General features: G+C 44.8%; 19 protein-coding genes and 1 riboswitch. Of the genes, 5 read left to right on the forward strand and 14 right to left on the reverse strand.

Going from position 1 to position 22407, the window contains the following annotated elements; genetic code table 11:
- Positions 1-5: 5 nt before the first annotated feature.
- The 11 genes from cobK to G610_RS23430 all read right to left on the reverse strand — a co-directional run bounded on the left by cobK (position 6) and on the right by G610_RS23430 (position 13298).
- Positions 6-2066: a precorrin-6A reductase gene (gene cobK / locus G610_RS0104725; protein ID WP_026523869.1), complete on the reverse strand. Its 2061-nt coding sequence runs from the start codon at positions 2064-2066 to the stop codon at positions 6-8.
- Positions 2056-2796, reverse strand: a complete 741-nt coding sequence (cobJ, locus tag G610_RS0104730; protein WP_035796988.1) for a precorrin-3B C(17)-methyltransferase — start codon at positions 2794-2796, stop codon at positions 2056-2058. The genes cobK and cobJ overlap by 11 nt, the downstream gene beginning before the upstream one ends.
- Positions 2786-3781: a cobalt-precorrin 5A hydrolase gene (locus tag G610_RS19720; protein ID WP_051197641.1), complete on the reverse strand. Its 996-nt coding sequence runs from the start codon at positions 3779-3781 to the stop codon at positions 2786-2788. The genes cobJ and G610_RS19720 overlap by 11 nt, the downstream gene beginning before the upstream one ends.
- Complete coding sequence (locus tag G610_RS19725; protein WP_051197643.1) at positions 3768-4850, reverse strand: ATP-binding cassette domain-containing protein; 1083 nt, start codon at positions 4848-4850, stop codon at positions 3768-3770. Before G610_RS19725 ends, G610_RS19720 begins: the two co-directional genes overlap by 14 nt.
- Positions 4840-5868: a FecCD family ABC transporter permease gene (locus G610_RS0104745; RefSeq protein WP_026523871.1), complete on the reverse strand. Its 1029-nt coding sequence runs from the start codon at positions 5866-5868 to the stop codon at positions 4840-4842. The genes G610_RS19725 and G610_RS0104745 overlap by 11 nt, the downstream gene beginning before the upstream one ends.
- The gene (cobM, locus tag G610_RS0104750; RefSeq protein WP_026523872.1) at positions 5861-6628 is read right to left on the reverse strand and encodes a precorrin-4 C(11)-methyltransferase; all 768 of its coding nucleotides are present in this window, start codon (positions 6626-6628) and stop codon (positions 5861-5863) included. Before cobM ends, G610_RS0104745 begins: the two co-directional genes overlap by 8 nt.
- 13 nt (positions 6629-6641) lie before the next feature.
- The gene (gene cbiD, locus G610_RS0104755; RefSeq protein WP_155830955.1) at positions 6642-7772 is read right to left on the reverse strand and encodes a cobalt-precorrin-5B (C(1))-methyltransferase CbiD; all 1131 of its coding nucleotides are present in this window, start codon (positions 7770-7772) and stop codon (positions 6642-6644) included.
- An 8-nt stretch (positions 7773-7780) separates the two neighbouring features.
- Positions 7781-8407 carry a precorrin-8X methylmutase gene (locus G610_RS0104760; protein ID WP_026523874.1) on the reverse strand — a complete coding sequence of 209 codons (627 nt, stop codon included), beginning with the start codon at positions 8405-8407 and terminating at the stop codon, positions 7781-7783.
- A gap of 69 nt (positions 8408-8476) precedes the next feature.
- Complete coding sequence (locus G610_RS0104765; protein ID WP_026523875.1) at positions 8477-9958, reverse strand: cobyric acid synthase; 1482 nt, start codon at positions 9956-9958, stop codon at positions 8477-8479.
- A gap of 85 nt (positions 9959-10043) precedes the next feature.
- Entirely contained in the window at positions 10044-11597 is a 1554-nt protein-coding gene (locus G610_RS0104770; protein ID WP_051197645.1) for an ABC transporter substrate-binding protein, read from the reverse strand.
- Between the two features lie 6 nt (positions 11598-11603).
- On the reverse strand, positions 11604-13298 hold the full coding sequence (locus G610_RS23430) for a sirohydrochlorin cobaltochelatase (RefSeq protein WP_242829615.1): 1695 nt from the start codon (positions 13296-13298) through the stop codon (positions 11604-11606).
- 177 nt (positions 13299-13475) lie between these two features.
- A riboswitch (cobalamin riboswitch) is annotated at positions 13476-13700 on the reverse strand.
- Positions 13701-13871: 171 nt separating this feature from the next.
- Here G610_RS23430 and G610_RS0104780 point away from each other — a divergent pair.
- The gene (locus tag G610_RS0104780; RefSeq protein ID WP_026523877.1) at positions 13872-14717 is read left to right on the forward strand and encodes a hypothetical protein; all 846 of its coding nucleotides are present in this window, start codon (positions 13872-13874) and stop codon (positions 14715-14717) included.
- A gap of 86 nt (positions 14718-14803) precedes the next feature.
- Here G610_RS0104780 and G610_RS19735 read toward each other — a convergent pair whose 3' ends face one another.
- From G610_RS19735 to sdaAB, 3 genes are all read right to left on the reverse strand, one after another.
- Positions 14804-16441, reverse strand: coding sequence for a methyl-accepting chemotaxis protein (locus tag G610_RS19735; RefSeq protein WP_051197647.1), 1638 nt, complete (start codon positions 16439-16441; stop codon positions 14804-14806).
- A gap of 165 nt (positions 16442-16606) precedes the next feature.
- Complete coding sequence (sdaAA, locus tag G610_RS0104790) at positions 16607-17488, reverse strand: L-serine ammonia-lyase, iron-sulfur-dependent, subunit alpha (RefSeq protein ID WP_026523878.1); 882 nt, start codon at positions 17486-17488, stop codon at positions 16607-16609.
- 58 nt (positions 17489-17546) lie between these two features.
- Positions 17547-18215 carry an L-serine ammonia-lyase, iron-sulfur-dependent subunit beta gene (gene sdaAB, locus G610_RS0104795; protein WP_026523879.1) on the reverse strand — a complete coding sequence of 223 codons (669 nt, stop codon included), beginning with the start codon at positions 18213-18215 and terminating at the stop codon, positions 17547-17549.
- A 230-nt stretch (positions 18216-18445) separates the two neighbouring features.
- On the opposite strand from sdaAB, the gene G610_RS0104800 reads away from it, so the two are divergent.
- The 4 genes from G610_RS0104800 (at position 18446) to G610_RS0104815 (ending at position 22343) form a co-directional block, all read left to right on the forward strand.
- Positions 18446-19891, forward strand: coding sequence for an alpha-L-fucosidase (locus tag G610_RS0104800; RefSeq protein WP_035796989.1), 1446 nt, complete (start codon positions 18446-18448; stop codon positions 19889-19891).
- 195 nt (positions 19892-20086) lie between these two features.
- Positions 20087-20878: a transporter substrate-binding domain-containing protein gene (locus tag G610_RS0104805; RefSeq protein ID WP_026523881.1), complete on the forward strand. Its 792-nt coding sequence runs from the start codon at positions 20087-20089 to the stop codon at positions 20876-20878.
- A 28-nt stretch (positions 20879-20906) separates the two neighbouring features.
- On the forward strand, positions 20907-21563 hold the full coding sequence (locus G610_RS0104810; RefSeq protein WP_026523882.1) for an amino acid ABC transporter permease: 657 nt from the start codon (positions 20907-20909) through the stop codon (positions 21561-21563).
- 27 nt (positions 21564-21590) lie between these two features.
- Positions 21591-22343: an amino acid ABC transporter ATP-binding protein gene (locus G610_RS0104815; protein ID WP_026523883.1), complete on the forward strand. Its 753-nt coding sequence runs from the start codon at positions 21591-21593 to the stop codon at positions 22341-22343.
- Positions 22344-22407: the final 64 nt, after the last annotated feature.

Consider the following 22407-nt stretch of genomic DNA (forward strand, 5'->3'; position numbering starts at 1 on the left):
AACTCTCACTGTTTACCCTGCAAAGTAATGATATATACAGGATTAATGGCATCTGCCATGTGATAACCACCGACCTTTTTATGCCTGCTGGCCCAAACCTGCAAAATATCAGGCTCTTCCACAGGCAGCTCTTTTATGCAACCCATAACCTCTGAAAAAGTCTCGGCTGTGACGCAGTTAATTACGATTCTGACCCCACTGTTTTTCTCTAGGACAGCATCTAAGATACTCTTCATATTGCCGCTGCTTCCGCCTATGAAAGCATGGGTTGGCGCTAGCAGATCTACCAATGCATCAGGCGCCGTGCCCTCAATTATCTCCATATTTGATGCGCCAAACTTCTCTTTATTCTGCGAAAGAAGCTCTACAGCATCCTCCTTTTTCTCTATGGAATAAACACGGATTTCCGGTGCTGTAAGGGCCGCTTCGACAGAAACAGAGCCTGTTCCCGCTCCTATATCGTAAAATACCGCATTCGGTGTTAATGCCAGCTTCCTTAGGGAAATAGCGCGGATTTCCTCCTTTGTCATTGGAGTCTTACCCCTGATAAACTCTTCATCTGAGATTCCGCCGCTTACGGGGCGGAGTAAGGCCCCTGCATTGTGGGCGTAAATAAGGCATTTTCCGGTTAGCTTTTCAAAAGATTCCTCATTACTAAACTCAAATACTTTCTCTTCACAGGTTCCAAGCTCGTAGCCTATCACGATTTTATCAGTATTTTCTGCAATCTCCCGGCATATTCTTGCTGCATCAGCCATATCAGAAGGCAGTACTATCAGATTCTCGCACTCTCTGACATAACCGCTTACATTGCAATTTCTTCCGTGAGCACTGACGATTCTCACATCCTCAAGTCCGACTCTAAGCACCTTTAAAAACAGCGTAACTGAGGATATTCCGGGAATGGTCACCACATTGAAACCCTTTGATTCCAGAATCTCTGCCGCTTTTTTCGCGCCGCTGCAAAGACTTATATCGCCTGAAAAAACAGCGACAGGTCTCTTAAATTCTGGATTTTCCCGAAGATATTCACATATCTCATCCCCTCTGTATTTGGAAATCTTAGGGACATTTATGCCTTCAAGCCTTGAAATAACTGATTCTGCGCCAAAAATAATATCCGCCTTATCAATAGCTTTCTGAAGCTCTTTAGTGTGAAATCTGTTATCCCCGGGACCGATTCCTGCAAGAACGATACTCTTTTCCATGTTTTGCGCACATGATTTCGCTGCATCAGAGCCGAAGCCACTATCCGAACCGAGAATTCTATCTAAATCAGAAGAGGAAACTCCAAAGTCCTTTGCAAGATATTCCATAACCTCTCTGATATCATGTCCATCGCAGCTATCTGCAAGCTTTTCTGGGTCTCTTATTACAACAGCCCTAATGCCGCATTCCCTTGCAGCTTCAAGCTTCTCATCAAGACCTCCTGTTTTTCCGCTCTCCTTTGTAAGGATCACCGATGCACCGACTTCCTTTATAAGCGCCACATTCATCTGCCTTGAGAAGGGCCCCTGCATTGCAATTATCTGCTTGCCCTTAAGACCGGCATCCACGCACTTTGAGATACTCTCTTCATTTGGTAAAACCCTTGCATATACACGGGATATATCAGATAAGCCTGCCGTAATTTTTTTAAGTTCCTTTGACCCCGTAAGCAGTAGAATCACGCCCTTTTCCGGCAAAAGCTCAGAAATGGCATCCTCCAGAGTATCAACAAAAACCGTCGGCTTATCACTGTCAAAACCAGCATCCGTGTTTCTCTTAAGTCGCAGATAAGTGACACCTGTTTTTTCGCAGGCACTCTTTATCTCCTTTGAAACAGCTGTGGCAAAAGGATGTGTAGAGTCCACAACTACAGTAAAATCGTCGTTCTTAATAAGCTCTGCGATTTCCTGTGCATTTTTCCTGCCAACCACAAGGCTATCCTCTCCGGTATCTCTAAGGATCTCACCGCCATATTCAGTTGCAACGCTGATCTCGTGGGGAATTTTGGCATCTCTCAGATATCCTGCCAAAACCCTGCCCTCGGTGGTTCCGCCAAAAACAAGTACCTTACTGCTCACTTTTGTATCCTCTCGCTGTCACCATAAAATCATCTATGTTCTGTGTGGATGAATTACCTATAAAAACTGTTGAAAACATGTCCGCAGAATACTCTTTAAGCTTTTCAAGAGTCATGATCTCTTTGACTTCGCCGTCTCGCCCTATATTTCTGGCTATGCCGCAAACGCGATCTCCCGGTAGCTTCTCAAGTAAAACATCGCAGGCATGTGCCAGATATCCGCTTCTGCTTTTGCTTTCCGGGTTATAGAGCACTATTACCATATCCGCGTCAGCGGCGGCGCGAAGCCTTTTTTCGATAAGTTCCATAGGGGTCAGCCTGTCGCTTAAGCTTATCAGGCAAAAATCATGGATTAGCGGCGCTCCAAGAAGAGCTGCTCCGCTAAGAGCTGCCGTAACCCCGGGAATAACCTCTACTTCAACCTGTGGATAATCCTTTGACGCAGCAAGTGCAAGGCCTGCCATACCATAGACGCCTGCATCTCCGCTACAGATAAGCGCTACCTCATATCCCTCGTCTGCTTTTTCCAGAGCCATCTGAACCCTTTTTTCCTCCTGCATCATAGGAGTACTGATGTAATCCTTTTCAGGAAAATATGGCATCACCAGGTTGCAATAAACCGTATAACCGGCTATAACATCACATTCAGCAAGGACATCCTTTGCTCTTATGGTCATTTCCTCTATTTTTCCGGGGCCTATTCCAACAACCCATAATTTCTTATTCTTCATCTGCATACACTCCGATTGCGATCGTCATTCCATCTCTTGCTGTTTTGCGAACCAGCATTTTACCTGCTCCATAGGCCATTACAGACCTCTCACAGATGTTATCCGCCCCGGTGGTTTTCAGGGCAAATTCTGATGAGGAAAAATCCCCTTTCTGCTCCATAAGTTCCTGTGCGGAAAAAGTGAGAAAAGGTATCCCAAACTCATTTGAAAGGCGTCTTAACCCGTCTTCTTCGCACTTTATATCAATTGATACAAGAGCCTTAAGAGCCCTTGGATCAAGCCTGTTTTCTGATAAGATCGACATCAAAAAATCATGTAACTCTTCATACCTCTTACCTTTTCTGCAACCCATACCTACCACCAGACATCTGGGTATCAGATTAGGATTATGGCCTGCTTCACCGGTGTTAGGACTTTTTGAATCATCCTTATCCCAGGCTTTTCCTGCCACCTTATAGCTCTCGGCCTTATCACTTGTCCTTGGCGATACCGTAAATACTGCATCTTCGCCGGACAAAAGCTTTGCAGTAAACTCCTTTGCCAGCTTCATATCGTCTATTTCAAGCTCGTGCCTTCTTGCAAATACATCTATGGCAAACTCGCCTCGGATATCGGTAGCTGTGGTCACAACCGGTACTGCCCCTAAAAGCTCTGCTATTTCATAGGTAGCATCTATGGCTCCGCCGATGTGCCCTGCCAAAATCGGAATGACAAACTGACCTCTTTCATCTATTACTATCACTCCGGGATCCGTGGTTTTATCCTTGATAAACGGTGCGATAGCACGAACCGCAATGGCTATTGCACCTATAAAAACAAGGATATTTCCCTGGAAAAACACTTCTCGTGTCCATTCTGACAGGCTGCTGACAGGTAATACTTCTACCCCATCTGCCGGTAGCTTCTCTGCAATGCTCACCATCTGCTTGCATCCGGCATCTGTAAAGCATATGAACTTGTATTTTCCCGCATCAATTCTTTCCATACATCTTTTCCTTAAGCTTCTTTATGACCGCCGGATAATTGTCTCTATCGTGAGGGAAAGTGCAATCCTTACAGTTCTTTGCACCTTTTTCTGTGTAGGTATAAGTTCCGCCGCAGTCCTCCATGTCATATAAAGGGCAATAGCAGAACATGCAGCTGAATTTCTCCTCAGCCAGATCATGGCAGGGATAATATTCGCATTCTTTATTCAGAAAATATGAGGAATGGCGAGGACTATCTGCGTCTCTACCGGTCGAAACAATTCCCTTACCGGACTTTTCAGCTCCTCTGCTTTCACTCCTGTTGTCAGTGGCATCAGCCTCTACTCCCAGCTGCTTTTTTACCCTCTCATACATCTCATCTGACATGCCATAGAGGTCTTTTATCATTCCCTTTTGAAGAACTTCGCCGGGATCACTGCAGCTAACGCTCCCATCATCTCTAATAAGCAGGAGTCTATGTGAGATCTGAAGTGCCAGCTCCAGCTCGTGAAGAGACATAATAACCGTCACACCCTGTTCAGACAGTCCTTTTATCACATCCAAAAGTTCAAATCTATGCTTTATATCAAGATAGGATGTGGGTTCGTCCATTATCAGGAACTCCGGATCCTGACAGATCGCCCTTGCTATCAGCGTTCTTTGCTTTTGACCATCACTCAGGTCGCTGAAGGATTTTTCTTCAAATTTCGCTATTTTCATCAGTTCACAGGCTTTTTTTGCAGCTTCTCTGTCACTTTCAGAGAACATGCCAAAGCCGTCGCTGTAGGGCAGTCGCCCAGCCATTACCACATCAAAAGCAGTCATATGCTCAGGCTTTACCCTGTCTGTATTTACAATGGACATCTTTTTGGAAAGCTCTTTTAAAGGGATTTTTCTGATATCCTCTTTTCCCAGATAAACAGTACCGGAAATTGTTTTAAGCTCTCCCGAAATACTCTTTAAAAGCGTGGATTTTCCGCCTCCGTTTGGTCCGATAAGGGAAATTATCTCGCCCTTTTTTACCTCAAGATTTACGTCCTTTACTATGATCTTTTTATGATAGCCTGCGCATAAACTCTCAATTTTCATGGCTATTTAACTTATGCCTCCTGATTATCATAAAAATGACGATTGGCGCGCCAAAAAGCGACGTAACCGCCGATATGTTAAGTTCCGTGGGAGCAAATATCATTCTGGCTATCAGATCGCTGATAAGGCAGAAAATCGCACCTGAAATAAAGGATGCGGGAATCATCACCACCGGCTTGGAGGATTTAAGGGACTCTCTCATGAGGAAAGGCACAGCTATTCCTATAAAGGAGACCGGTCCTGCAAAAGCCGTCACACAGGCTGAAAGTATGCTTGATAGAATTATGATGCATATTCTTGCAAGCTTTATGTTTACGCCAACACTCCTGGCGTAGGCTTCCCCGAGCCTCAGGGCATCTAAGCTTTTTCCGAGACTCATGACGAAAATCATGGAAACAGACACTGTTACTACACAGTAAATGGCCCCTTCCATGGTTGCTCCCGAAAAGCTTCCCTGGGACCAGCTGTGGAGGTTCACAATATCGGAATCCTCAGCAAAAGCTATAAGAAAGTCCGTGATAGCGCTGCAGATGTAGCCTATCATTATCCCCGCTGCCAAAAGGGCCGCCATGTTTTTAACGCTTTTGGATATCAGAATAATAAAGCCCGTCGCCAGAAGTGCTCCCGCAAAGGCGGCGATAATCAGCATATATCCCTTTGTGCTGCCTCTTCCTCCCGCGATAACAATTAAAAGCAGAGCCACCATCATTTTGGCTCCTGAGGAAACACCCAGAATATAAGGTCCTGCAATGGGATTTGAAAAATAGGTCTGAAGCAGGAATCCGGCCACAGCAAGGGCTCCGCCAAGGACAAAGGTCATTATCGTTCTTGGCAGACGGATGTTCATTATGATATTTCTTTTTTTCTCATCTCCCGCTCCGGAAAAGAGAATGTCAAACACTGTTTTCATATCTATGCGCACATTTCCAACGCACAGATTTATCACAAGTGAGCCTATAAGCAGCACTGTTAAGACCACAAAAACCGCTGCTATACGGCTGTTTTTCTGTTTATGCATCCGCGTCCGTTCCTTTTCGATACTCCGTGGTGAACTCAGGCGCATAGAGCCTTGATTTCTCATAGCCCGACTGAGCCACCGATTCACCGACTATGATTAGTGCGGTTTTCTTTATATCATGAGCCTTCGCTGTTTCGAAAAGGCTCTCCAATGTACAAATATATTTCTTTTCATCCTTCCAGGTGGCCTTGTAAACGATGGCACAGGGCGTATCCCCGGGCATTCCGGCATTCATCAGTCTCTCTGAGAGACGCTTTGTATCACCTGATGACAGGAAAAATACCATAGTAGCGTCGTGCTTGGACAAAGCCTCCACGGACTCAGCCTCAGGCACCGGTGTTCTGCCCTCCATACGGGTAATAATGACGCTCTGTGTGATCCCCGGAAGGGTATATTCCATGTTTAGTGCCGCAGCAGCACCGCAAAATGAGCTTACTCCGGGAACTGATTCGTAGGCTATGCCGTTTTCATCAAGAATATCCATCTGCTCCCTGACAGCTCCGTAAATACTGGGATCTCCCGTATGGAGGCGCACAATATCCTTACCTTCACTGTCAGCTCTTTTCATTATCTCTATGACTTCATCAAGGTTCAGATCCTTGCTGTCGTGAATCTCACAGCCTTCCTTTGCATAGGATAAAAGCTCGGGATTTACCAGTGATCCCGCGAATATTATTACGTCTGCCTGCTCCAGCAGATTTTTTCCTCTAATGGTTATAAGATCCGGCGCGCCGGGACCTGCTCCCACAAAATGTACCATATTCCCTGTTCCTCTATATTTTGCTAAGCCATTCATGGGCATTTTTTGTTGCCACAAGCTCTGTATTTTCATTGGAAAAAACGATCACTTCCACCTGTACCCGGCCGTCAGTCCACTCCTCCATGTTCTTCTTGATCCGGCTGACCATTTCCTCGAATACTAAATCGCCTATTCCTTCTTCATTTATTATTCTCACCGCTTCATCCGTCATTACGCAGGACAAAATCTTTTTTTCAAGGCCATATCCGGCCACGTCTATTACGATGTCAGACAAAATCTCCATCCTGTGATCCCCGTACATAGAGTGGGTGTTTTTGATACCACCTGCTACCTTTACGAGTTTTCCTATATGTCCCACAAAAAGGAGCTTGGAAAAGCCGCTGTCAGCTGCATTCTCCACTGTGTCTCCGATAAAATTGGAACTCATTACAGCTATGTTTTCATCTATGCCGTATACCTCATGTAAAAAGGTAAGTCCGTAATTACCGGGAGATGCAAGAAGGATTTCTCTTCCTTCAGCCTTTCGAACATTGATCTCAGTTTTTATGGTCTCCACTAAGGCAGCATCACTCATAGGCTCTACGATTCCGGTGGTTCCAAGAATTGAGATGCCTCCCACGATTCCAAGCTTGGGATTAAAGGTCTTTCTGGCAATATATTCCCCGTCAGGAACGCTGATAATGGTCCTTACACCTTTTCCTGTGATACCGCGGAGGCTAAGAACCTCCTCCAGATTTTCCCTGATCATTTTCCGTGGAACCGAATTTATGGCAGCTTCGCCGATTGGCTGATCAAGGCCTGGCTTGGTAACTCTGCCTACGCCTTCTCCTCCTTCAATCTCAATACCTTCTTCCTCGGTGAGACACACGCTGGCAAATATCTTGGCTCCGCTTGTGACATCAGGATCGTCACCGCCATCCTTTATCACGGCGCAGGATACGTATTCTAGAGCATCATTCCTGTGAATATCCACAATCTCCGCATTATAAGGGATTCCCTTTGGCGTCATGATACTTACATGATGCATATTTTCACCTGTAAGAAGCATCAAAAGAGCAGCCTTGGACGCAGCCGTGGCGCAGCTTCCCGTGGTAAATCCGCATCTTAACTTTTTCCCGCCTTTCTCGATAAAAACGTCACTCATAAATAATCCTACAGGTTATACAAAATGGAATTGCAGATAGCCGCTGCTACAGTACTTCCACCCTTTCTGCCTTCATTAACTATATACGGAACATCTCCATTCAAAATCAGCTCCTTGGCTTCGACCACATTCACAAAGCCCACAGGGACTCCGATTATGAGAAGAGGTCTGATTTTTCCTTCATTTATAAGCTCATGGAGTCTTATAAGCGCCGTAGGCGCGTTACCGATTGCAAAAATCAGGGGTGCATCTATTTCGGAAGCCTTGTCCATGCTGATAGTGGCTCTTGTGACGCCCTTTTCCTTCGCCTCGGCTGCCACATCCGCATCTGCCATAAAGCAGTGGACTTCTCCTCCGTATTTCTCAAGGGTTTTCTTACTGATTCCGCTAAGGGCCATGTTTGTGTCGGTTACGATGTGTGCTCCGCTCCTGATGGCAGCCTTTGCCTTCTCAATGACATCCTCTGAAAACCGCATTGTGTCTGCATATTCAAAATCTGCCGTGGTATGTATCACCCTCAAAACAGTGGGAAGCAGCTCTTCCGGCACTGACTTGCCCATGGCATCAAGTTCACTTTTTATGATTCTAAAGCTCTCCTTCTCAATGTCGGAAGGAAGTATGTGTTTGATATTCAATGTTTTTCCTCACGCAATGCCGTTTAACCGCCATAAAAATCCATCTATTCTTCGATGACGCTATCTGCATCAGATTCCGATCGCATTGTAAATCAACTTCCAGTCAAGACTGTCTCTAAGCACATCTGCCAGCTTATCCAGCTCCTTATCCTGATGAACCGCTGCAGCTTCAACCTCCGGAATCTCTGCATTTATACCGCGCTTTTCATAGATGATCTTAAGTAGCGCCTTTGTAAAATCCGCAGTATCGAAAATGCCGTGCATGTAGGTTCCAAGGACATTTCCTTCGGTTATCACAGGGAAAATTGCTCTCTCCGCGAAGGTCTCTCCCATATGGATTTCATAGCCTGCGACGTTTAATCCTGAAAGCGGCTTGTAGACTCCTTCAAGAGCTCCTATCTCACCGGAAACCTGAGACAAAGTCTTTTCGTCCTTAAAATCCGTATCAATCGGAAGGAGAGACAGTCCCTTCTCTTCTCCGCCGCCTTCCGCACCGGATTTATCCCTTACGACTCTGCCAAGCATCTGAAAACCGCCGCAGATGCCGACTATAAGAGCTCCTATGTCGGAAAGTTCTGTTATCTTGTCATACAATCCGGCATCTTTCAGCCATTTAAGATCACTTAGGGTGTTCTTGGTCCCGGGTAAAATGATAAGATCGGCGCCTTCAAGGTCCTCTGCCTTATTTACATACGAAAGCCTTACTCCCGGTATTCCCTCAAGAATTGTGAAGTCTGTATAATTACTGATAAATGGCAGTCTTATCACCTTTATCTCAATAATATCGCCTGTTATATTTTCGCCGGAGCCTGCATTTTTCCTGATTTTAAGCCGCTCAGAGACGCTGTCTTCTTCATCAAGATCAAGCTCCACATAGGGCACAATTCCTGCAAAGGGGATGTCCAGATAGGGCCTGAACATATCGAGTCCCGGCTCTAAAAGTGATACATCGCCCCTGAATTTATTGATGATAAGCCCCTTAACCCTGGCCTTTTCACTTTCTGACATAAGCTGCACGGTTCCAAGGAGCTGCGCAAAAACTCCGCCGGGATCAATATTACCTGCAAGAAGCACCGGTGCATCCAGCATTTCCGCAAGACCCATGTTTACAATGTCATTTTCTCTTAAATTTATCTCAACAGGGCTGCCTGCCCCTTCTATCACGATTATGTCGGTGTCAGCTGCAAGTCTGTTGTATGCTGCCTTGATATCCGGTATCAGGTCTTTTTTCATCTTAAAATACTCTGCAGCTCGCATATTTCCTATGGGAAGCCCATTAACGATTATCTGTGAAGTGGTATCACCCATGGGCTTTAGAAGAATGGGGTTCATATCCGCAGAAGGCTCCATTCCCGCCGCCTGGGCCTGAAGAGCCTGTGCCCTTCCTATTTCCCGACCATCCGGCGTAACAAAGGAATTTAGCGCCATATTTTGCGATTTAAAGGGTGCTACCCTAAAACCGTCCCGGCGAAGGACTCTTAGTATTCCCGCCGTCAATATGCTTTTTCCTACTCCGGACATCGTGCCCTGGATCATCAGATTTTTCGCCAAAAGTGCTCTCCTCTATATCTTTGTTTATCCGTTAAATTCCAAACTGCCGCCATCAGACCATCACGGGGTTACTTCTGTGTGGGTCCTATTTCAGCTTATGGAAAAACTCTGTATCTTCCTTATCTTCAGAAATTATTCTATATAGATTATCGATTATTGTGCCTGTTTTGTCTGCAAACTGATACAGTGATTTATCTGTATACCAGACTGCTCCTGACTTATAAGCCTTAAAGTCTGCAAAAAGCTCGCTCAAAGCCGCAAGTGCATCCATCGACTCCGGCGCGTCCACTATGGTTGCATTGTATATAAGAATGTCCGCTTCTCTGGCATAATCATAGAAAGCTTCCATACTTATTGTGGTCTGGGCATTTGCCTTCTCATCCTCTTCTTCCTGCGGGAAAAGATAAGTGCCGCCTGCCATGCTGACCATTCTGGCAAAATAATCGTTCTTTTTCCTTGTAACTATTTGATGATTAGAATTAACCGAGAAAATCGCCACGGTTTTCCCTGATAATTCCTTGTCTTTTATGGAGGTTATAAGCTCCTCCTGCTCTTGAAACTTCTCGTCTGACTCGGTTTCTTTGTCTGTTAAGAGACCATATACTTTTATCCACTCGCATCGCCCAAGGGGTTTTGCCTCATAGCTTGATCTGTCAATAAATACCGGGATTTCCAGCTTTTCAAGCTTCTCCTGTACCTTCGGAACGTGGAGTATCATTGTGTTTTCTATGGCAAGATCTATATCATCTATCACCATTTTTTCGTAGTCCGGAGCGCTGTATTTGCCTCCATATTGAAGGGTTCCCTGCTCCATGGCTTCTTTTGCAGCCGCAATATACCAGTCTTCTTTCTCTGTTCCTGAAAGTGCGATGGTTTCCACTGCGCCAACAGCGTCAAAATGACACATTGCACTGGATGCTGCAAGATAAATCTTATTTAAAGGTTTTTGTATTATAGTTATATTATTATCACTTTTTAGTTCTGTTGTCCTGCCTTCCGGTACAATCAGATAATTTCTGCCGTCATCAACACTGATAACCGCATATCCGTCCTCATAACGGTGTATTGCAAAGCATTCTGCATAGGCATTTTCATCGGTGGAGATATAGGTAAGACCCGGGATATTGGGCGCTGTTTTTAAAGCTTCCGTATTGATGGTAGCCTGCGTATTTGCAGTTAAATCGCCTTCATCCAAGGTACTTTCCGCATCACTGCCCGGAGTCCCCTTAGCATCCCCTTCCTTTGTATCATCAAAAATGGATATCCTGAGGGTATAGTCGATGAGATGTGGCTTACTCATAGCTGTAGTATCAGCCTGAATCTCCATATCTTTATCCAGCTCTACAGGTATCACGAACTCGGAATTACCCTCTGTGTTTATAGGATGATAGGTCTCACCGCCCACGATCATATAGTCGTAATTAGGGCTACTCCATATTATGTCTGCCTCTGCTTTCCCATTTGTAACAGTAACCCTGCAGGGAGACTCGATGCCGGCTTTGCCGCTGCCTCCCGTCAGGGTAACAGATGCGGCGTACTCCCCATCGGAAATACTGCCGCATCCTGTAATACATAGTGAAATCAGCAGGATCAGCAGAATTTTTACACTAAAGAATTCTTTTTCCCGCTTTTTATTCATGTTTAATTACTTGATAACTTCACCTGTGTGTTTTACATAAAGCTCCTGAACAGCCTCGATTCTTCCAAGACCTGCGATCTGACAATCTACACTGTCAAAGGATCCGTCTGCAAGGAATCCGCTCTTCCAGGTATCATCGTCATCGCCTGCCATATCGTTATTTGCATGATCACCTGCAACAACCATAAGGGGACGAAGGATAACCTTCTTGTAGCCTGCGCTCTTAACGCTGTTGATAACAGCTGAAAGCTCTGTCTCAGCAGGAAGACCCTCTACTGTTCCGATAAATACGTTCTCGTAGGAGAGCTCGTTCATCTGTGTCTGCATCTGGCTGTAAGAAACGTTAGCTGTATGTGATGTACCGTGGCCCATGAAAACAAAGGCTACACCATCTTCTTTTGCTGCATCAAGGCTGTCATAACCTGCCTCTTTTACTGCCTCAGCTGTGATAGCCTCAGCTACTGCCTTCTTATCTTCATTGATGATAGTTGCATCAGAACCAACCTCGCCAAGAAGGGGCTCAGCTACTGCAACTGACTCAAACTTATCCTTATATCCTTCAAGAACATCGATAAGCTCGTCATACTCAGCACCGTGCATAAGGTGTGTAGGCTGAACAACAAGGTTCTTAACGCCGTTCTCTACTGCTCTGTCAAGAGCCTGCTCCACGTTGTCGATCTTTTCATCATCTCTTGCCTGAACGTGGTTGATGATGATCTGAGCTGTGAAGGCTCTTCTTACTGACCAGTCGGGATATGCCTTCTGGAGAGCTTTTTCGATACCACCGATATCCTGAGCTCTGCTGTCATTGAAGGATGTACCAAAGCTTACAACAAGAAGCTCGTTCTCGCCGATATCATCGCCATTAAGCGGATCATCCTTGGATGCATCACCTGTATCTCTTCCGAAATAATCAGGATCTGCTTCTTCACCCTCAACAAGCTCCTTCTGCTCATCTGTAAGGGCATCCCATGCTTCCTTAGCCTTAGCACAGAGCTCATCTGTGTTTTCATCGCGGGTCTGAACATATATAGAATCGATAAGATCTGCTACTTCCTTTGCTGCCGCCATATCTTCACTGCTTCCTTCCGCATCACCTTCGCCTTCGGTTACATCTGAAACTATAACCTCGTGGTCATACCACTTGCCCTTTGTACCTATAAGTGCAAGCTGGAAAGGCTCATCAATTGCAGGAACAGGAACGTCGAAGCCGTATACTTCCTCAGTTGTTCCATCGTCATAGGTAACAGTGTCTGTTGTGGGCTGAAGGAGTTCAGCGCCGTCCTTCTGTGCATCCTCAGCTGTTCCGGGGAAAAGATTAACGATGTTCTGTGAAGGAAGAGTGATATGAATTGTCATCTCTCCGTTCTCTACTGTAAGTGTTCCCTTATTATCATAAGCTTCATTGATATGGAACATACTGCCGTCTGTAGTAAAAGTAGCTGTGTAAGTGCCATCCTGGAGTTCAGCGCTATCGCTTGTTTCTGCTGTCTCTTCTGCTTCCTCAGCTTCTTCTGTCTCATCTGCGTTTTCCTGAGCTCCACTCTCAGTAACCTCTTCTGTTTCTTCGACAGCTTCAATCGCCTCTTCAGTTGCTGCTGTCTCTGTTTCTGCGGTATTAGCCGCATCCTTGTTGCCACATCCTGCTGCGGACATGACCAGTGCTGCAGTCATTATTACTGCCAGTACCTTTTTTTTCATAATACTATGCCTCCTATGTGTTCTCATGGGGCTTGGGATTTTAAGGAATTCCTATGAAATATAAAACTCTTCGCCGAAGGCGAAGAGTTGAAATTTTTGGACACAAAACGATAAGGCAAATGCCATCTGACATTTACCGCTAATAGTTTTGTACAGTCAATTCCTCGTGACCCGGTTTCCCATGTACGACGACAGGCAGGTCTCCCGGCTGATCGATATAGCGCTGATACGCGCTGCGCCCATTCTCCCTTCCCAGATCTGTGCAACCACACTTTGATCCAGTGGTAATGAGAATAAGCTCTCGAAACACGGTGACGAGATCGTGCGGGATTCTCACCCGCTTCCCTTTTCACTTGTGCAAAGGCTGTGCCTTCCACAAACACCTTCCGTCTAATTAAGTTGTGGATTTTCTAAAACTGATTTTCATTATCGCTTCGGAAAATCTTGTGTCCATGATAACACAAGTCTTGCTCTTTTCATATAGATTAGAAGGAAAAGCGGTTGAACCACTGATTGTCCACACTTATAATTATGCCTAGGGACACTCTTTTGTCTTTTATTTAGGGGGAAATAATGAAAAAACTGAGGCTCTTCATTTTAGTCATAATCATTCTGATTGCTTTGATTTTCACAGGGAGATTTGTTTATATGCGCTTTTTTAAGACCTATAAAGTGGGAACTGACCCAAAGCTCTATGAGATTACAAGGGCAACCTATCTGACAGGAACCCAAAGCACTGACTATGGCTACATTTATGATCAGTACACCATTAGAAAAAGAGATAAAAAATACTATGCAGAGACTGATATTTTTGATAAAGAACTAAAGCAGCAGGTAGTTACAGAGGTTGAGATTATAGGTGCAGAGTACGATGCGACACTGAAGCTGTTAGAGGGCTGTGAATTCGTAAGACACAAGGCCGCCGGCTCCAAAGTGATGGATGGTTTTATGGATAACAGTAGTTATTCTGCAGAGCTTATGTGGGATAAAAAGCCGGATGGGGCCTGGGATCTGCGCATGGACAGCGATACCAGAAAGGCTTTTTCGGAAGCCATAGAAAAATTCACTCAAAAAATAAACGTAACAATCGTTGATGATGTCGCTCCATCAAGTGTATGGATAATCAGAGATACTCCGGAAAACCGCAAGACAAGCGTATGGGGCACGGCTATGGTGAAGCCTGAAGAATTAGGCAAGGATTATTCTTTCGATATTCCTCTGTCAGATGATGACAAGTATCTTTTCCACATGATAGACGAGGATGGACTCTACTACTCTGCTGACATTCCAAAGCTCCTTGATGGCTGGAAAGTCAGAATCTATACAAGCGATAAGGAATACCACCATGTTGTTCTTGAAATCTGCGACGATTCCGGGGCGCTTATCTCAGAGATTGATGTTTTCAGTGCCGCACTGTAAGAAAATGAAAACCTTCCCGCACCAATTGGGCTTGGGAAGGTTTTTTCGATTTATATTTACTGATAAAAAGTATTATCTGCCTGAAATTACTTGAAGAATGCTATATCCTGATTCAGTTCTTCAGCTACAGCCTTCAGATTATTGGCATTACTTGCAAGCATGGTAACGGTTGCTGAAAGTTCCTGCATGGATGCTCCTGTCTCCTCTGAAGATGCCGCATTTTCCTGAGAAATAGCAGACAATGCACTCATGGTATCAACTACTGCATTCTTGGAGGATTCGCACTGGTCTGCGCCTCTGCTGATAGACTGAACGCCACCAACTGTGGAATTGATATCTTCCAACATTCCATTTATAGAATCTATGGTTCCCTCAAGAGCGCTCTGCTGATCCAGGTTGCCCTGTCTTACATCATCAGCGGCATGAACTGCTGCATTTGACTCTTCAAGCAATACTTCCATCTCTTTTCTGATCTCGTCTGCCATGGTACGGGAGTCTTCTGCCAATTTGCCGATCTCTCCTGCTACAACCGCGAAGCCTTTTCCTGCCTCTCCTGCTCTTGCAGCTTCGATTGAAGCATTAAGTGACAAGAGGTTAGTCTGTGTAGCGATAGATGTTATTCCTTCAACCTTGGAAGAAATGGTTGTAACAGCATCCTGTGTTCTCTGGATTGCATTTGAAATCTCATCTATCTTTTCGGTCATCTCAGTAGATGCATCTTTTAGTGAAGTAAGTGAAGAACTTGATACTTCGGAAGCCTCTTTCATCTTTCCGGCAAGGGTGTCCAGATCACCTGTTGATGTCTGCACATTTCCGACTGCCTCTCCGATAAGTCCAACATTTTCCGCAGCGTTCTGTATCTCATCTGCCTGCTGAGTAGCACCTGATGCAATCTCCTGAACTGCAGTTGAAACATCTTCTGCGGTCTGTGAAATCTGGTTGGCCATGTCTGAAAGATCTTCTGATGATGTTCCCACAAGAGTTGCAGATTCCCTTATTCCTGTAACTATTTCTTCAAGCTTGGTTACAAGAGCATTGGTATTATTAAGTGCAACACCTATGTCATCTTTTCTATCAAGATATTTGTCAGACTTCTTGAATTCTCCTTTTGCAAGATGGCTTATGCTGTCATTCATTACTGCTATGGCATTTGACATACCCATAGAAGCGTAGGTAGCTACTGCAATTGTCAGAACCATAAGCACTACACCGATAAGACACATTACAATTATTGATTTCATAATCTGTGCCTGAACAGCTGCCCTGGAGACTCCGGTGAACGCCATGGCTGCAACTTTACCTGAGGCATCCTTTACCGGAACATATGCTACAAAATAAGGCTCTCCTGCAACCTGGGTATTGGTTGAAGTAAAAGAATTACCACCATTAATAACCGCCTTTATTACGGTATCTGCCGCCTTTGTCCCTATTACGGAACTTCCAAGAGAAGAATTTTTACGTGAATCTCCGTCAAACCAAGTAAAATCATAGCCGGTACTCTGCTTCAAACTAGTTTCAACATCATTGTCACCGGCATCTCTGTCGGTGATCTGCACCCCGATGTCTTTGTATGTGTACGCTGAGGAAAGCAGTCCTTTAATGACTTCCCCCTCCATACCGGATTTCATAAATGAAACTCCGGTGATGAGCAATGCCACCGCGATAATAAGCGACGGAACTATTGCTATTGCCAGGATCTTGGTTTTAACGGAAAAATGCTTCATGTTCGTACGCCTCCTTACGCGTTGTACACCATTTTAATTTGTTGATTTTTCCATGTAGAACTATCTCTTTGGCTGACTTACGCCTATATCATAGCATACAAAAAGATTATAAATAATTATATTTCTATAAACTAAATAACGTTATATTGTTTGATAAAAATAACTTCACTCATCAAATACTTTTTCCTTCAGCTTTATTCCCGTAGGCGTTGTAGCAAGCCCGCCGCCGGCTGTTTCTTTCAGAGTTGAAGCCATAGCATCTCCCACTTCCTTCATGGCATCAATACATTCATCGCAGGGAATCTTCGCCTTGATTCCGGCAAGAGCCATATCTGCACAGGAAAAAGCGATGACAAGGCCCGATACATTTCTCTTTATGCAGGGAATTTCCACAAGGCCGGCTACCGGGTCGCAAACAAGCCCCATCTGATTGGACAGAGCCATGGCACAGGCATCGGCACAGGCTGACGGAGTTCCTCCCATAACCTCAACAAGAGCAGCTGCCGCCATTGCTGCGGCACTTCCGCACTCAGCCTGACATCCGCCCTCAGCTCCGGCTATACTTGCGCGGTTCGCGATTACCATACCTACGGCCCCTGCTGTAAACATGGACATTATCAGGGTCTTCTCATCAAAATTCCTGTCTTCATAAAGTGATACCAGGCAGCCCGGCAAAATTCCGCAGCTTCCCGCAGTCGGAGCAGCAACAATTCTTCCCATGGAGGCATTGCAGCCGGCAACGGCGAGAGCTTTGGCAATAGCCTTGGATAAAAAGTCACCGCAAAGGCCCCCGCCACTGTTTTGAGCATAGGAATTCATAAGATAGCCCTCTCCGCCTGTCAGTCCCGACATGGATTTTTGATCCTTCTTCATGCCTTCACTAACAGATTGTTTCATCACTTCAAAATTGACTTCCATTTTTTCATAGAGCTCCAATGGGGATATCTCCATACTTTCTGCCTGATCTTCAATGGCTAGCTCGCTTATTGTGATGCCTCTTTTCTCAGCCTCGATAGCAAGCTCATTTACAGAATTATATTTAAGCATTTTCTAAACTCTCCTGGAATTATTCATGACTTCCGCTTTTTCTGAATAAAACGGATTTCTAAACTCTTTTTATCAGAATCGCATTTTTCACGTGCTCGATTCCTCTTATCTCATCAACAATTGTCTCCGGGGGCAGACCGTCTATCTCAATAGTCATGATTGCTTCGCCGCCCTTTTCCTGCCTTGAGAGGTGAAAATTGGAGATGTTAAGATCCTCATACTCCCAGTGCATCATGTTGGTCACGCTGGCGATTACACCGGGCTTATCCTCGTGCATAACAAGGATTGTGGTATTCTCACCGTTGAAATCAACGTTCATTCCATTTATCCGCTGAACCAGGATATTGCCACCGCCGATACTGGCTCCCTGCATCATTCCATCTGTACCATCCTCAAGAAAATACTGAATCCTTGCTGTGTTAGGATGGGCTCCCTTAATATTTTCCTTTAAAAAGCTGTAGTCAATTCCTCGTTTTTTTGCAATCTCGTGGGCATCCCTGATCTCAGGGGAATAGCTCTTATACCCCATTATTCCCGCAAGCAAAGCTCTGTCAGTTCCATGCCCCTTATAGGTTTTTGCAAAAGAACCTGACAGAGTAATCTCTAACTTTTTTAGCGGTCTGTCATCTATAAGCTTATTAACGACTCTTCCAAGTCGCACCGCTCCTGCAGTATGTGAGCTTGAAGGTCCGATCATCACAGGACCGATAATGTCAAAAACATTCACGTTAACAGTCTCTCCTTTATTATTCAGAAACCTGATCTGACTTACGTTTTTACGTGTCATTTCTTCCATAATTATAAATCAAAAGCTTGTTAATTGGCATGTTTTTCACACCATTAAACCTATGAAAATATCCCCATTTTTAGAACAATATTTACCATATTTTTTAAAATACTAATAGGTTAAAATATTACTCGAATGAAAATAAACTTTCTTAAGAGAGGATCTTTAATATGTTTGAAGCCAGCTTTGAATCACTTAAAAAACACGAATGCCCTGACTGGTTCCGTGATGCGAAATTCGGCATCTGGAGTCACTGGGGTCCCCAGTCTGTTCCCATGTGTGGCGACTGGTATGCAAGAAATATGTATATTCAGGGAACTGAACAGTACGAGTATCATCTTCGTACCTACGGTCATCCCTCAAAATTCGGATATAAGGATATCTGCGCACTCTGGAAAGCAGAGAATTTCGATCCCGATGCACTTATGGAGAAATATTACAAAGCAGGCGCCAGATTTTTCGTGGCACAGGCCTCACACCATGATCATTTCTTCAACTATGCTTCTAAACTTAACCGCTTTAACAGCGTGGAGGTAGGTCCTCACAAAGACATCTGCGGTCTTTGGAAGGAAGCAGCAAAAAAATACAACTTACCCTTTGGCTTAACTGAGCACCTTGGTGCATCCTTTGCATGGTGGCGTTCCAATAAAGGTGCCGATTCCTACGGTCCTTACAAGGGAATTCCCTACGATGGAAATGACCCTGCATACCGCGATTTTTATCATGACAACTATGAACATGTGGCGAAGGACGGCGAAGAGGATAAGTGGGTATGGCTCACTCAGAACTCCGCTTTTCATGAGTACTGGCTGAAGGTTATGCACGAGATTATTGACCTTTATCAGCCCGATATGCTCTACTCCGACAGCTCTCTTCCCTTTGAAGACAACGATATTCCGGATGACAACAGCCTCTACCGCTACGGTCTTGACGCTGTTGCACATCTTTACAACACATCTGAGAAGCTCCATGGCAAAAACCAGGCAATCTACACTCAGAAAAACCGCAATGAGAACATCTATACCGTGGGAACCCTTGACATCGAGCGAAGCCAGCTTCCCGATATCTCACCTGTACCGTGGCAGTCTGAGACCTGTATCGGCGGTTGGTTCTACGACAAAAAGGCCATATACAAAAAGCCTCGTCACATCATTGATATTCTCATTGATTCCATCTCCAAAAACGGCACCATGCTGCTGAACATCCTGCAGCGCCCGGATGGAACCATCGATGAAGAGGCAGAATACATCCTTTCAGAGCTTACAGACTGGTTTGCAGTTAACGGCGAGGCTGTCTATGGCACCAGACCGTTCCGTGTATCAGGCGAAGGTCATGCCGGTGTAATAATCGATGGCTTCCGCGAGGATCAGGTTGACTGGCAGGACGACGATTTCCGCTTTGTACAAAAAGACGGTACTCTATATGCCTTTGTAATGAAAAATGAAGGCAGAAACACAGCGGTTATCACCTCATTAAAGCCTGAAGAAGAAGTTAAAAACGTAGAGTATCTTGGCTGCGGAAACGTAACCTTCTCCCAGCACTCAGGAGTTCTGGTAGTAGATCTTCCCGAAAGACGCGATACCCACATGCCAGGAGCACTTAAGATCAGCTTCTGATCTTTATAAACCGTCACTCCGGCTCTTAACCGGAAAGGTTTTTATTGCAAATTATTCATGATAAAAGCTGTAAAGTAAGGCAATCTCTCTTTATTTTTTAGGAGAGATTGCTTTTTTGTTAAAACTTATGTTTACAATTAGATTTTAGTATGGTAAAGTGTTACAAGACTAAATTTTTAGAGGAGGAATTGTATTATGAAAAAGAAGATACTCGCTATGGCAATGGCGGTTGTAATGGTAATGAGCATGACAGGATGCGGCAAAAGCGCATCATCTGCTGACAGTGACCTTAGCTACATCAAGAATAAGGGCTCACTTATCGTTGGAATCACAGATTTCGCACCCATGGATTACAAGGATGACAACGGTAACTGGATCGGATTTGACGCTGATATGGCTTCAAAGGTAGCTGAATCCCTTGGCGTAAAGGTTGAATTCGTAGAAATCGATTGGGACAACAAGATTCTTGAGCTTGAGAACAAGTCAATCGACGTTGTTTGGAACGGAATGACCCTCACAAGTGAGGTTACAAGTGCCATGGAGTGCACAAAGCCTTACCTCAACAATGCACAGGTAGTAGTTGTACCCGCTGCTGATGCAGCTTCTTACAGCGACAAGGATTCTGTATCAGGTCTCAGCTTCGCAGTTGAGTCAGGCTCAGCAGGTGAGCAGGCAGCTATCGATAACGGTTTTGAGTACACTTCTCTCACATCACAGGCTGATGCCGTTATGGAAGTAGACGCAGGCACATCAGGCGCATGCATCATCGATCTTCTTATGGCAGGCGCTATGGTAGGCGAGGGAACAAGCTACGCAGATCTTACACACACTGTAGAGCTTACAACCGAGGAATACGGTATCGGATGCCGCAAGGGTTCTGATCTTGCTTCTTACATCAACGATCAGCTTGCAGCATTTTATAAAGACGGATCAATGATTGATATCGCCAAGACTTATGGCGTTCAGGATGCACTGATCGCACAGTAATTCAGTAAATGATAGGAGTTATTTTTAGATGTTTTGGACTGTTACCTTATCCCTCTTGGAAGGGTTTCTGGGAACAATTAAGCTTTTTGCTTTGACACTGCTGTTTTCTCTGCCGCTGGGACTGCTTATCAGTTTCGGCTCCATGAGTAAAACAGCCGTGATCAAATATCCCATACGATTTATTATATGGATCATACGAGGAACACCGCTGATGCTTCAGCTCCTCATCATTTATTACGGCCCCGGTATTTTTCTGGGGCTAAATGTATGGGGTTCTGACACTTCAGGCAGATTTCTGGCAGCTTTGGTGGCTTTCGTAATAAATTACGCCTGCTATTTTTCAGAGATTTACAGAGGTGGAATCCAGTCAATACCTGTCGGTCAGTACGAAGCCGGACAGGTACTTGGTATGTCCAAGGGTCAGATTTTCCGCAAGATTATCCTGCTTCAGGTTATTAAAAGAATCGTTCCGCCCATCTCAAACGAGGTCATCACCCTTGTAAAAGATACGTCTCTTGCAAGAGTTATCGCCGTATACGAGATCATTTGGAACGGTCAGGCCTTCATTAAGAGCAGCGGAATCATTTGGCCTTTGTTCTACACAGGCGCATTCTACCTTATTTTCAGCGGACTTCTCACACTGCTGTTTGGTTACATAGAGAAGAAGCTGAGCTATTTCAGATAATATAAATTAGTTAGACTGGTGAAAAATATGCCGATTTTAGAAGTAAAAAACATTAAAAAAAGTTTCGATAATACAGAAATCCTGAAGGGAATAAGCTTTGACTTAGAGGAAGGACAGACCATATCCATCATTGGATCATCAGGAAGCGGAAAAACCACTCTTCTGCGCTGCCTTAACTTCCTTGAGACACCGGACGAGGGAACAATTACTGTCCGCGGCGAGAAGCTTTTTGACGCTTCAACACCTATAACAGATCCGGAGGCACTTAGGAAAAACAGGCTTCATTTTGGTCTTGTTTTCCAGCAGTTCAATCTGTTTCCGCAGTACACTGCCCTTGAGAACGTAACTCTTGCGCCTCTTATGACCGCGGATACGAAAAACAAGGAATGGATCATGGAAAACGGTCGATCACTCCTGAATCAGATGGGTCTTGCCGACAGAATGGATAACTATCCTCATCAGCTCTCAGGCGGTCAGCAGCAGCGTGTAGCTATTGCCCGCGCTCTTGCACTGAAGCCGGATATACTGTGCTTCGATGAGCCCACTTCCGCTCTTGATCCTGAGCTTACAGGTGAAGTTTTAAGAGTTATCAAGCGCCTTGCCGAGCGTCACACCACAATGATCATCGTTACCCACGAAATGACCTTCGCAAGAGACGTAGCTGACGAAGCTATTTTCATGGATGATGGAATAATCCTGGAAAAAGGCCCTGCAAAGGAACTTATCAATAATCCTAAGGAGGAGCGAACCAGGCAGTTCCTCTCAAGACTGAATTCGTAAATACTATCACTGTAACTAAAAACAGACAGATATTCGGTAAATTCGGATTTCTGTCTGTTTTTCT

The sequence above is a fragment of the Butyrivibrio sp. MB2005 genome (assembly GCF_000424285.1).
GTDB lineage: Bacteria > Bacillota > Clostridia > Lachnospirales > Lachnospiraceae > Butyrivibrio.

Bases quoted from the DNA above. Each gene is read 5' to 3' on its own strand.
- G610_RS0104800 (WP_035796989.1), top strand. From the start codon at position 18,446: ATGTTTGAAGCCAGCTTTGAATCACTTAAAAAACACGAATGCCCTGAC.
- cbiD (WP_155830955.1), bottom strand. From the start codon at position 7,772: ATGAGTGACGTTTTTATCGAGAAAGGCGGGAAAAAGTTAAGATGCGGA.
- G610_RS0104745 (WP_026523871.1), bottom strand. From the start codon at position 5,868: ATGCATAAACAGAAAAACAGCCGTATAGCAGCGGTTTTTGTGGTCTTA.
- G610_RS19725 (WP_051197643.1), bottom strand. From the start codon at position 4,850: ATGAAAATTGAGAGTTTATGCGCAGGCTATCATAAAAAGATCATAGTA.
- G610_RS0104805 (WP_026523881.1), top strand. From the start codon at position 20,087: ATGAAAAAGAAGATACTCGCTATGGCAATGGCGGTTGTAATGGTAATG.
- G610_RS0104780 (WP_026523877.1), top strand. From the start codon at position 13,872: ATGAAAAAACTGAGGCTCTTCATTTTAGTCATAATCATTCTGATTGCT.
- G610_RS23430 (WP_242829615.1), bottom strand. From the start codon at position 13,298: ATGAAAAAAAAGGTACTGGCAGTAATAATGACTGCAGCACTGGTCATG.
- cobJ (WP_035796988.1), bottom strand. From the start codon at position 2,796: ATGAAGAATAAGAAATTATGGGTTGTTGGAATAGGCCCCGGAAAAATA.
- G610_RS19720 (WP_051197641.1), bottom strand. From the start codon at position 3,781: ATGGAAAGAATTGATGCGGGAAAATACAAGTTCATATGCTTTACAGAT.
- G610_RS0104770 (WP_051197645.1), bottom strand. From the start codon at position 11,597: ATGAATAAAAAGCGGGAAAAAGAATTCTTTAGTGTAAAAATTCTGCTG.
- G610_RS19735 (WP_051197647.1), bottom strand. From the start codon at position 16,441: ATGAAGCATTTTTCCGTTAAAACCAAGATCCTGGCAATAGCAATAGTT.
- cobM (WP_026523872.1), bottom strand. From the start codon at position 6,628: ATGGTACATTTTGTGGGAGCAGGTCCCGGCGCGCCGGATCTTATAACC.
- sdaAA (WP_026523878.1), bottom strand. From the start codon at position 17,488: ATGCTTAAATATAATTCTGTAAATGAGCTTGCTATCGAGGCTGAGAAA.
- G610_RS0104815 (WP_026523883.1), top strand. From the start codon at position 21,591: ATGCCGATTTTAGAAGTAAAAAACATTAAAAAAAGTTTCGATAATACA.
- G610_RS0104810 (WP_026523882.1), top strand. From the start codon at position 20,907: ATGTTTTGGACTGTTACCTTATCCCTCTTGGAAGGGTTTCTGGGAACA.